This window comes from Nonomuraea sp. WAC 01424 (genome assembly GCF_003947315.1).
GTDB lineage: Bacteria > Actinomycetota > Actinomycetes > Streptosporangiales > Streptosporangiaceae > Nonomuraea > Nonomuraea spiralis.
Map to the genome: position 1 here is coordinate 458,775 of NZ_QHHZ01000011.1, position 9,335 is coordinate 468,109.

Sequence of the window (9,335 nt, forward strand, 5' to 3'; positions counted from 1 at the left end):
TTCATGCGTTTTGTCGGCGAGCCGCATCACGACGGCTCAGCTCTCTACGTCTCCAGCCGGGAACCGGCGCTCGGCTCGCGGGTGACCCTCTGGCTGCGGGCGCCGCGGGCCGCCGGGATCACCGGCGTGCACGTCCGTACCGTCTGCGACGGCGAGCCCCGCTACACCGAGGCCCGCGTCGACGAGTCCAGAACCGGCGCCCGCGTCGGCGGATACGGCGCGGACGACGTGTGGTGGCACGCGGAGGTCACCGCGGTCAACCCGGTCACCCCGTACCGCTTCCTGCTGCACACCGGCCGCGGCCAGTTCTGGCTGACCGCGGCCGGGCCGGTCGCCCACGACGTGACCGACGCGGGCGACTTCCGCCTGGTCTGCCACCAGGCGCCGCCCTCGTGGATGTCCGACGCGATCGTCTACCAGATCTTCCCCGACCGGTTCGAGCGCTCCGGGCCGATGCCGGACCTGCCCGACTGGGCGCTGCCGCGCGACTGGGACCGCGACCCGGTGATCCCCAGCGGCCCCGGCACCGCCCAGCAGTTCTACGGCGGCGACCTCGACGGCATCACCCGCCGCCTCGACCACATCCAGGGCCTCGGCGCCGACACCGTCTACCTGACGCCGATCTTCCCGGCCCGTTCCAACCACCGCTACGACGCCGCGAGCTTCGAGCACGTCGATCCGCTGCTCGGCGGCGACGAGGCCCTGCACCGGCTCGCGGGCGCGCTGCACGCGCGCGGCATGCGCCTGCTCGGCGACATCACCACCAACCACTGCGGCGACGCGCACGAATGGTTCACCGCCGCCGTCTCCGACGTCAACGCCCTCGAACGGGAGATGTTCTACTTCGACCCCCACACCGGCGACTACGAGTCCTGGTGGGGCGTCAAGTCGCTGCCCAAGCTCAACTGGGGCAGCGAGCTGGTCCGCTCCAGCATGCGCGCGGTGCTGAAGAAGTGGCTCGGCCCCCTGGACGGCTGGCGCGTCGACGTCGCCAACATGACCGGCCGGCTCGGCCGCGACGACCACAACCACGAGGTCGCCGCCATGCTGCGCGAGCAGCTCGGCGCGCAGGCCGCCTTCATCGCCGAGCACAACCACGACGCCTCCCACGACCTCGACCGCGACGGCTGGCACGGCACCATGAACTACGGCGGCTTCACCCGCCCGGTGTGGGCCTGGCTGCGCGGCCCGGAGCTGGACCTGCCGCACTTCCTCGGCGTGCCGGGCGGCGTGCCCGACCGCGACGGCCTGGACACGCTGGCCACGTTCAGGGCCTTCGCCTCGCACATGTCCTGGCGCTCGCTCACGCACTCCTGGCAGCTCCTGGACTCCCACGACTCCCCGCGCATACGCACGGTGACCGGCTCCCGCGAACGCCACCTGCTGGCCCTCGGCCTCCAAGCCACGCTGCCCGGCACACCCATGGTCTTCGCCGGCAGCGAGTTCGGCCTGACCGGGATCAACGGGGAGCACTCGCGCACCCCGATGCCCTGGAACCGGCCGCACGACCAGGACCTGGACACGCTGGCGGCCTACCGGGACCTGCTCGGGCTGCGTCGCGCCGAGCCCGCGCTGCGGCACGGTGGGTTGCGCTGGCTGCACGCCGACGCCGACTGCCTGGTCTTCGCGCGCGAGACGTACGAGGAGTCGCTGCTGGTGTGCGTGCGGCGGGCGCCCGGTCCGGCGCTGTCCATGGGCGCGCAGGCCCAGGGCGTTTACAACGCTCCAGACGGCGACGTGATCCCGGGGGACGGTCCTTCACTGAGTGTGTGGCGCATCACACGCTGATCACGCTACGGTATGCCTCGGCCCCGTTCCGTCTTCATCAAGATAGTGGTGTGCGCGCATGAGGTTGCTCTCCGTAGCCGTCGCGGTTTCGTTCCTGGCCGCCGTACCGACCGCCGCGCAGGCCAGGGCGGGCACGATCTACTACGTCGACTCCAGGGCCGGTGACGACGGTGCGGCCGGCACCAGCGCCGACAAGCCCTGGAAGACGCTGGAGAAGGTCAACGCCGCCGACCTCAAGCCGGGCGACACCGTCAGCTTCAAGCGGGGCAGCAGCTTCACCGGCCCGCTCATGCTCACGGCCAACGGCACCGCCGCCCGGCCCATCGTCATCACCTCCCACGGCGCCGGCGCCATGGCCAGGATCAGCGGCGACGAAGGCGACTGCGTGGTCGCCAAGGGCGCCTACTGGCGCATCAGCGGCCTGCGCGCCTCCCGCTGCCGGTGGGCCGGGTTCGCGCTGCGCGGCCACCACATCGTGCTGACCGGCGTGCAGTCCGACGGCAACGTCGCGGGCGTGTGGGTCACGCCGTCCGGCTCGCACAACACCGTGCGCGACAGCACGCTGACCGGCAACAACAGGATGAGCGTCAACGACGAGGGCGGCGACAACGACTCCGGCGCGTTCGGCGTGCTGCTCAACGGCGACGACAACCTCGTGACCCACAACACCATCACCGGCAGCTACGCCAAGAGCCACGACTACGGCACCGACGGCGCCGCGGTCGAGATCTTCAACGGCGACCGCAACCGGATCACCCACAACATCTCGCGCGACAACGAGACCTTCACCGAACTCGGCGCCCAGAAGGGCAAGACCGCCACCGGCAACATCTTCGCCTTCAACGTCGTCACCTCCAGCCGCAGCCGCGGCTCCTTCCTCATCACCCGCGGCCCCGGCCACGTCGTCGGCCCGGTCAAGGGCACGATCGCGGTCCAGAACTCGGTCTACCTGCCGGCCAAGGACACCATCGGCTGGTCCTGCCACGACGGCTGCTCGCCGTCCATCCTCAGACTGCGCAACAACGTGATCGCGGTCGGCGGAGAGGCGGGCTGGGAGGACGGCAAGGGCGCCGACGACGGCGGCAGCGTCTACTTCGGGCGCAAGCTGGTCTTCAAACTGGGCCCGAAGTCGGTCAAGGCCGACCCGCTGTTCGTCTCCCGCACCGACCTGCGCCTGCGGCCCGGCTCCCCGGCGCTGGGCCGCGGCCTGCCGCTGTCGCCCACCTGGTACGGCGGCACCGCGCCCGGCCAGGACATGCTGGGCAGGCCGGTGCCCGCGTCGCCCGACGCCGGGGCCTACCAGCGATAGCGGTGTAGCCTACCGGGCATGGTTCCGGATCTTCGCCTGCCGCTGGTCAGGCAGCTCGCCGAGGCCGACGTGCCCCACCGCTTCTGGCACACCGCCGGCCCCGGCGGGCGCGTCTGGCTGTTCGAGAGCGTCGAGGGCGACGGCGACCACTGGGCGATCAGGCAGATCGAGGTCGACGCCGAGCGCGTCGCCCACCGCTACTGGTGGGAACGGCTCCAGGACGAACACGGGTTCCTCACCGACCAGCCGCTGGAGATCTGGGAGCTGACCGAGATCACCGGCGCGGCCTTCGAAGCCGTATGGGACGCCGCCTGACCGTGTCGTCGGCGCGGCCCTCCATAAGGCGTCAGGGGGTGCGTTCCAGGACGAGGGCGTTGGCCAGGCCGCCCGCCTCGCACATGGTCTGCAGGGCGTAGCGCGCGCCCCGGTCCCGCATGGCGTGCACGAGCGTGGTGGTGATGCGGGCGCCGCTGGCGCCGAGCGGGTGGCCGAGGGCGATGGCGCCGCCGTTGACGTTGACCTTGGCCGGGTCGGCCCCCGTCTCCTGGAGCCAGGCCAGCACGACGGTCGCGAAGGCCTCGTTCACCTCGAACAGCTCGATGTCGGACAGTGAGAGCCCGGCGCGGCGCAACACCTTCTCCGTGGCCGGGATCACGCCGGTGAGCATGAGCAGCGGGTCGGAGCCCGTGACGGCGAAGCTGTGCAGGCGGGCCAGCGGGCGCAGGCCGAGCCGGTCGGCGGTCTCGGAGCTGGTGATGAGCACGGCGGCCGCGCCGTCGTTGATCGGGCTGGTGTTGCCCGCGGTGACCGACCAGGTGATCTGCGGGAAACGCCGGGCGTAGCCCGGGTCGGCGAAGGCGGGCCGCAGCCCGGCCAGGATCTCCGGCGTGGTGGCGGGGCGGATCGACTCGTCCCGGTCCAGGCCGGCGATCGGGGCCGTCTCGGCGGTGAAGTCGGCGGCGGCGGCCTTGGCGTGGGAGGCCGCGGAGAAGGCGTCCATCTGCTCGCGGCTCAGCGACCACTTGGCGGCGATCAGCTCGGCGCTGATGCCCTGCGGGACCAGCCCCTCGGGGTAGCGGGCGGCCACCGAGGGCCCGAACGGGTCCGCGCCCGGCGGCACGTTCGACCACATGGGCACGCGGCTCATCGACTCCACGCCGCAGGCCACGACCAGGTCGTAGGCGCCGGACATGACGCCCTGCGCGGCGAAGTGCACGGCCTGCTGGGAGGAGCCGCACTGCCGGTCGACCGTGACCGCGGGCACCGAGTCGGGGAAGCCGGCGGCCAGCCAGGCGTAGCGGGTGGTGTTCATGGCCTGCTCGCCCACCTGGTCGACGCAGCCGCCGATGACGTCGTCGACCAGCGACGGGTCCACGCCGCTGCGTTCGATCAGGGAGCGCAGGGCGTGGGCGAGCAGGTCGACGGGATGGGTCCCGTGCAGCCCGCCGCCCGGTTTCCCCTTGCCGATCGGGGTGCGTACGGCTTGCACGATGACGGCGTCGCGCATCGCGGCCCTCCTGTCCGTTGGAAACTCCAACTCACTCTAACGCGAGCGAGTTGGAGTTTCCAACGCAGGGGTCACCGGGCAGCCAGGCCGTTGATGATCATGTCGAGGGCGATGTCGAAGGTGTGCTCGATCTCCTCGGGCGCGCCCGTCACGTGTCCGCGCGTCTCGGCGAAGACGAACCCCGACACGAACGCGTGCAGCACCTCGCTCGTACGCCGCAGCTCCTCCTCGGGCACCCCGGACGCGCGCAGGATGCGGTAGAGCGCCTGCCAGAGCGGAAGCTGCCGGTCCTCGATGAACTCGGGATGGTTGTGCACGTAGCTCCACATGGCCGGATGTTGCTGGGCGTGCCGGTGGTAGGCCAGGGCCAGGGCCCGGAGCTGCTCCTCCCAGGGAGTGTCGTCGTCGGGCGGCAGCGGCAGCCGGATGGTCATCGTCTCGCAGATGCGGGCCAGCAGCGCCTCCTTGCTCGCGACGTGGTGGTAGAGGGACATGGGGTTGACGTCCAGCTCGGCAGCCAGTTTCCGCATCGACAGCCCCTCGACCCCGCCCTCGTCGATCAGGCGCAACGCCGTGGAGCGGATCTCGTCAAGACTCAGGGGGGCTCCCCTGCGCGCACTCACTGCCATACAGCGTATGGTAGCGTCAGCCATACGGTGTATGGCTACCCGAAGGGAGCACTCATGAGGCGTATCCCCGCCCCGCAGGGCCTGCCCGTCGTGGGCAACACGCTGCAGATCCCCGCCCACTCGCCCGTGGAGCACTTCGTCAAGGTCGCCGAGCGGTACGACGAGGGCGTCTTCCGGCTGGAGGTCGCCGGTCGCACGATCGTGCTGGTCTACGACCCCGACCTGGTCGCGGAGGTGTGCGACGAGAGCAGGTTCGTCAAGCGCATCACCCCGCCGCTGTCGATCGTGCGCGACTTCGGCGGCGACGGCCTGTTCACGGCCGAGCCGCACGAGCCGGTGTGGGGGCAGGCGCACCGCATCCTGATGCCCGCCTTCAGCCAGCGCTCGATGAAGGCGTACTACCCGCAGATGCTGGAGGTCGCCGAGCAGCTCGTCACGTCATGGGCCGGCCGCCAGGGGCAGGACCTGCCCGTGGCCGACGACATGACCCGGCTCACGCTGGACACGATCTCGCTGACCGGCTTCGGCTTCCACTTCGACTCCTTCTCCTCGCCCGAGCTGCACCCGTTCCTGAAGGCCATGGGCGGCGCGCTGACCGAGGCCATGCTGCGCAACCAGCAACTGCCGTTCGTCACCAAGCTCAGGCGCGGTCACGAGGAGGCCTACCGGCGCGACATCGACACCATGCGCGCCCTGGTGGACGACGTGATCAGGCAGCGCCGCGCCGACGGCTCGGGCGGCACCAAGGACCTGCTCGGGCTCATGCTGGAGGCGTCCGACCCGCAGACCGGCGGCCGGCTGTCCGACGAGAACATCCGCAACCAGGTGCTCACCTTCCTCATCGCCGGGCACGAGACCACCAGCGGCCTGCTCTCCTTCGCCCTGTACAACCTGCTGCGCGACCCCCACACCCTGGCCAGGGCCTACGACGAGGTCGACCGGCTGCTGCCCGGCGACGAGCCGCCCACCTACGAGACGATCATGAAGCTCGACGTCATCCCCCGCATCCTGGAGGAGACGCTGCGCGTCTGGTCGCCGATCCCCGCCTTCACCGTCAGCGCCATCGAGCCCACCACGATCGGCGAGTACGAGATCGAGGCCGGTCAGGGCGTCGCCGTGCTGCTGCCGTCGCTGCACCGCCACCCCAAGGCGTGGGAGCGGCCGGAGGAGTTCGACATCGACCGCTGGCTGCCGGAGAACAAGAAGGCCCACCACCCGGCCGCGTACAAGCCGTTCGGCAACGGCGAGCGGGCCTGCATCGGCCGCCAGTTCGCGCTGACCGAGGCCCGGCTGGCCCTGGCGATGATCCTGCGCCGCTTCGCGGTCTCCGACCCGGACGCCTACCGGATGAAGGTCAAGCAGACGCTCACCCTCAAGCCCGACGGCTTCACCCTGCGGCTGCGCGAGCGCCGCGCCCACGAGCGCACCGCCGCCGCCGTCGTCCAGCGGGACGGGGAGGGCGAGCAGCACGACCTCGCGGTCACCGGCGTGCCGCTCACCGTCGCCTACGGCTCCAACCTGGGCACCGCCGCCGACATCGCCGAGCGGCTGGCCGAGCGGGCCGGCCGGTCCGGCTTCGCCACCACCCTGACCACCCTGGACGACCTGACCCCGCCGGCGGGCGGCCTGCTCGTCGTGGTCGCCTCCTCCTACAACATCAAGGCGCCCGACAACGCCCAGCGTTTCGACGCCCTGGAGGAGCTGCCCGACCTGTCCGGCGTACGGCTGGCGGTGCTGGGGTGCGGCAACTCGCAGTGGCCGACGTACCAGGACTTCCCGCGCCGGGCCGGCGAGAAGCTGACCGCCGCCGGTGCGGTGCCGCTCGTCGAGCGCGGCGAGGCCGACGCCGACGGCGACTTCGACGGCGACGTGTCGGCGTGGACGGCCCGGCTGTGGGCGGCGCTGGCCGAGGAGTACAGCGCCCCGGCGGCGGCGGCCGGACCGCGCTACGAGATGGACGTGCTCAGCGAGAGCGAGGTCAGGCCGGCCGTCGTCTCCGAGCGGGCCGTGCCGCTGACCGTGGTGTCCAACGAGGAGCTGACCGGCGACCCGGCCGGGTTGTGGGACTTCTCGGCCGAGGCCCCCAGGCCTGGCGTGCGTTCCGTCGTGGCCCGCCTGCCCGAGGGCGTCACGTACGCGGCGGGCGACCACGTCGCCGTCTTCGCCAAGAACGACCCCGAGCTGGTCGAGTGGGCCCTGCGCTGCCTGCGCGTCCCGCGCGGGCAGGTGGTGCGGCTGCGCGCCGCCGGGGCCACCCACCTGCCCGTGGACACGCCCGTGACGGCCGGACTGCTGCTGACCGAGTTCGCCGAGCTCCAGGAGGTGGCCACCAGGTCCGACCTGGAGGCGCTGGCCGCGCACACCGGCTGCCCGTGGACGCGCGGTCAGCTCGCCGAGCTGACCGCGAACTACGCCGACGAGATCCTGGCCAAGCGGGTCTCGCCGCTGGCCCTGCTGGAACGGTTCCCGGCGGTCGAGCTGCCGCTGCCGGCGTTCCTGGAGATGGCCGGGCCGATCAGGCCGCGTTACTACTCGGTCTCCTCCTCGCCGCTGGCCGATCCCCGCCTGGTACGGCTCACCGTCGGGCTGGTCGAGGGGCCCGCCTGGTCCGGCAGCGGCACCTACCAGGGCATGTGCTCGGCGTACCTGGCCGGTCTGCGGCCCGGCGAGGTGTTCTACGGATACGTACGGGTGCCCGCGCCGCCGTTCCGGCTGCCCGCCGACCCGGCCACCCCGGTGATCCTGGTCGGCCCCGGCACGGGCTTCGCGCCGCTGCGCGGCTTCCTGGAGGAGCGGGCGCTGAGCGGGGCGAGCGGCCGGGCCGAGGTGTTCACCGGCTGCCGCCACCCCGGCCACGACTGGCTGTACCGCGAGGAGGTGACCGCCTGGGGCGAGCGCGAGGAGGTGAACGTGCACACCGCGTTCTCGGCCGTGGCCGGGCACCCGTACCGCTACGTCCAGGACGCCGTCGCCGGGCACGCGGAGGAGGTGTGGGAGCTGCTGGAGCAGGGCGCCCACGTCTACGTCTGCGGCGACGGCCTGCGGATGGCCCCGGCGGTGCGCCAGGCGCTGCTCGACCTCCATCGGCGGCGTACCGGCGAGGACGGCGAGGACGGCACGGCCTGGCTGGCCGCCCTGGAGGCGGACGGACGCTACCAGCAGGACGTGTTCGCCTGATCCTTGAATGATCCCTGGTCGATCGCTGGTCGATCCTTGGTCGATCCTGGGAAAACCCCAGCTCAAACCGTCCCCCAAGTTCGACAACCCGGACTTAGCGCCTCATTCTGGGATATAGGCGGAGCATGCGCGACATATCCGTGGAACGTGCGTGAAACCTTTCCACGGCACTGTGGGAGCCTTCGTGGAAGGGGCGGGCAATGCTGCTGCGAGTGAGGATTTCGCTGCCGGACCGGCCGGGCCGCCTCGGCCAGGTCGCGAAGGCGCTGGGGACGCTCGGCGCCGACATCCTGCAGGTCACCGTGCTCGAACGCGAGACCGGCCGGGCCGTGGACGACTTCATCGTGTCCTGGCCGGGCCCGGTCAGCGCGACGGAGGTGTGCGAACGGCTGTCGGCGACGCCGGGCGTACGCGTCGAGGGCGTCTGGCCCACCCGCGACATGCCCGGCTCCGCCCCCGACTACGACCTGCTCATGCACGTGGCGACGGAACCGGCCCGCGGGCTGGCCACGCTGGTGGACGCCCTGCCCGGGTTGTGCGGCGCCGAATGGTCGGTCGCGGTCGAGGACGGCGCCGTACGGCATGCCTCGATGGCGGCGCCCGAGGTCGTGAACCTGCCCGAGCCGCCGCCGCGCGCGATCGCCCTGGACTCGGCGGACCTGCGCCTGATGTTGCTGCCCGTGGTGCCGCAGGGCCTGCACGTCGTGGTCGCCCGCGCCGGCGGGCCGGTCTTCCACCGGGCCGAGCTGGAACGCGCGGTCCGCATCGTGGACGTGGTCGCCAAGCTGGCCGCCCGCGCCTAGTGAGCCGGCTTTGAGATTCGGTCGCAGTAGCGACAGATACGGTCGATGATCTGGTCGGCGGTCTTGGTCCAGCGGAACGGCTTGGCGTTGTCGTTCCAGAGCTCGATCCATTCCTCCAGCGT

General features: G+C 71.7%; 7 protein-coding genes. 5 read left to right on the plus strand and 2 right to left on the minus strand.

Features of this window, described 5'->3' with window-relative positions; all coding sequences use genetic code 11:
• Nucleotides 1–3: 3 nt before the first annotated feature.
• From DMB42_RS30595 to DMB42_RS30605, 3 genes are read left to right on the plus strand one after another with little or no spacing between them, the layout of a single operon-like run.
• Entirely contained in the window at nucleotides 4–1,788 is a 1,785-nt protein-coding gene (locus DMB42_RS30595) for a glycoside hydrolase family 13 protein (RefSeq protein WP_125639217.1), read from the plus strand.
• A gap of 58 nt (nucleotides 1,789–1,846) precedes the next feature.
• Nucleotides 1,847–3,097, plus strand: a complete 1,251-nt coding sequence (locus tag DMB42_RS30600; RefSeq protein WP_260478039.1) for a right-handed parallel beta-helix repeat-containing protein — start codon at nucleotides 1,847–1,849, stop codon at nucleotides 3,095–3,097.
• Between the two features lie 18 nt (nucleotides 3,098–3,115).
• Nucleotides 3,116–3,412: a hypothetical protein gene (locus DMB42_RS30605; protein WP_125639219.1), complete on the plus strand. Its 297-nt coding sequence runs from the start codon at nucleotides 3,116–3,118 to the stop codon at nucleotides 3,410–3,412.
• A 31-nt stretch (nucleotides 3,413–3,443) separates the two neighbouring features.
• Here the strand turns inward: DMB42_RS30605 and DMB42_RS30610 are convergent, their stop codons facing one another.
• Together DMB42_RS30610 and DMB42_RS30615 are read right to left on the minus strand one after the other, a co-directional pair.
• Nucleotides 3,444–4,604, minus strand: a complete 1,161-nt coding sequence (locus tag DMB42_RS30610; RefSeq protein ID WP_125639222.1) for a thiolase family protein — start codon at nucleotides 4,602–4,604, stop codon at nucleotides 3,444–3,446.
• 71 nt (nucleotides 4,605–4,675) lie between these two features.
• Nucleotides 4,676–5,233 carry a TetR/AcrR family transcriptional regulator gene (locus tag DMB42_RS30615; protein WP_185844935.1) on the minus strand — a complete coding sequence of 186 codons (558 nt, stop codon included), beginning with the start codon at nucleotides 5,231–5,233 and terminating at the stop codon, nucleotides 4,676–4,678.
• 54 nt (nucleotides 5,234–5,287) lie between these two features.
• Between DMB42_RS30615 and DMB42_RS30620 the strand changes: the two genes are divergently transcribed.
• On the plus strand, nucleotides 5,288–8,410 hold the full coding sequence (locus DMB42_RS30620; protein ID WP_185844936.1) for a bifunctional cytochrome P450/NADPH--P450 reductase: 3,123 nt from the start codon (nucleotides 5,288–5,290) through the stop codon (nucleotides 8,408–8,410).
• Between the two features lie 200 nt (nucleotides 8,411–8,610).
• Nucleotides 8,611–9,213: an amino acid-binding protein gene (locus DMB42_RS30625; RefSeq protein WP_125639231.1), complete on the plus strand. Its 603-nt coding sequence runs from the start codon at nucleotides 8,611–8,613 to the stop codon at nucleotides 9,211–9,213.
• Nucleotides 9,214–9,335 lie beyond the last annotated feature (122 nt).

Excerpts from the sequence above, each read along its gene's own strand:
- DMB42_RS30595 (WP_125639217.1), top strand. The coding sequence starts at position 4 with ATGCGTTTTGTCGGCGAGCCGCATCACGACGGCTCAGCTCTCTACGTC.
- DMB42_RS30600 (WP_260478039.1), top strand. The coding sequence starts at position 1,847 with ATGAGGTTGCTCTCCGTAGCCGTCGCGGTTTCGTTCCTGGCCGCCGTA.
- DMB42_RS30605 (WP_125639219.1), top strand. The coding sequence starts at position 3,116 with ATGGTTCCGGATCTTCGCCTGCCGCTGGTCAGGCAGCTCGCCGAGGCC.
- DMB42_RS30610 (WP_125639222.1), bottom strand. The coding sequence starts at position 4,604 with ATGCGCGACGCCGTCATCGTGCAAGCCGTACGCACCCCGATCGGCAAG.
- DMB42_RS30615 (WP_185844935.1), bottom strand. The coding sequence starts at position 5,233 with ATGGCAGTGAGTGCGCGCAGGGGAGCCCCCCTGAGTCTTGACGAGATC.
- DMB42_RS30620 (WP_185844936.1), top strand. The coding sequence starts at position 5,288 with ATGAGGCGTATCCCCGCCCCGCAGGGCCTGCCCGTCGTGGGCAACACG.
- DMB42_RS30625 (WP_125639231.1), top strand. The coding sequence starts at position 8,611 with ATGCTGCTGCGAGTGAGGATTTCGCTGCCGGACCGGCCGGGCCGCCTC.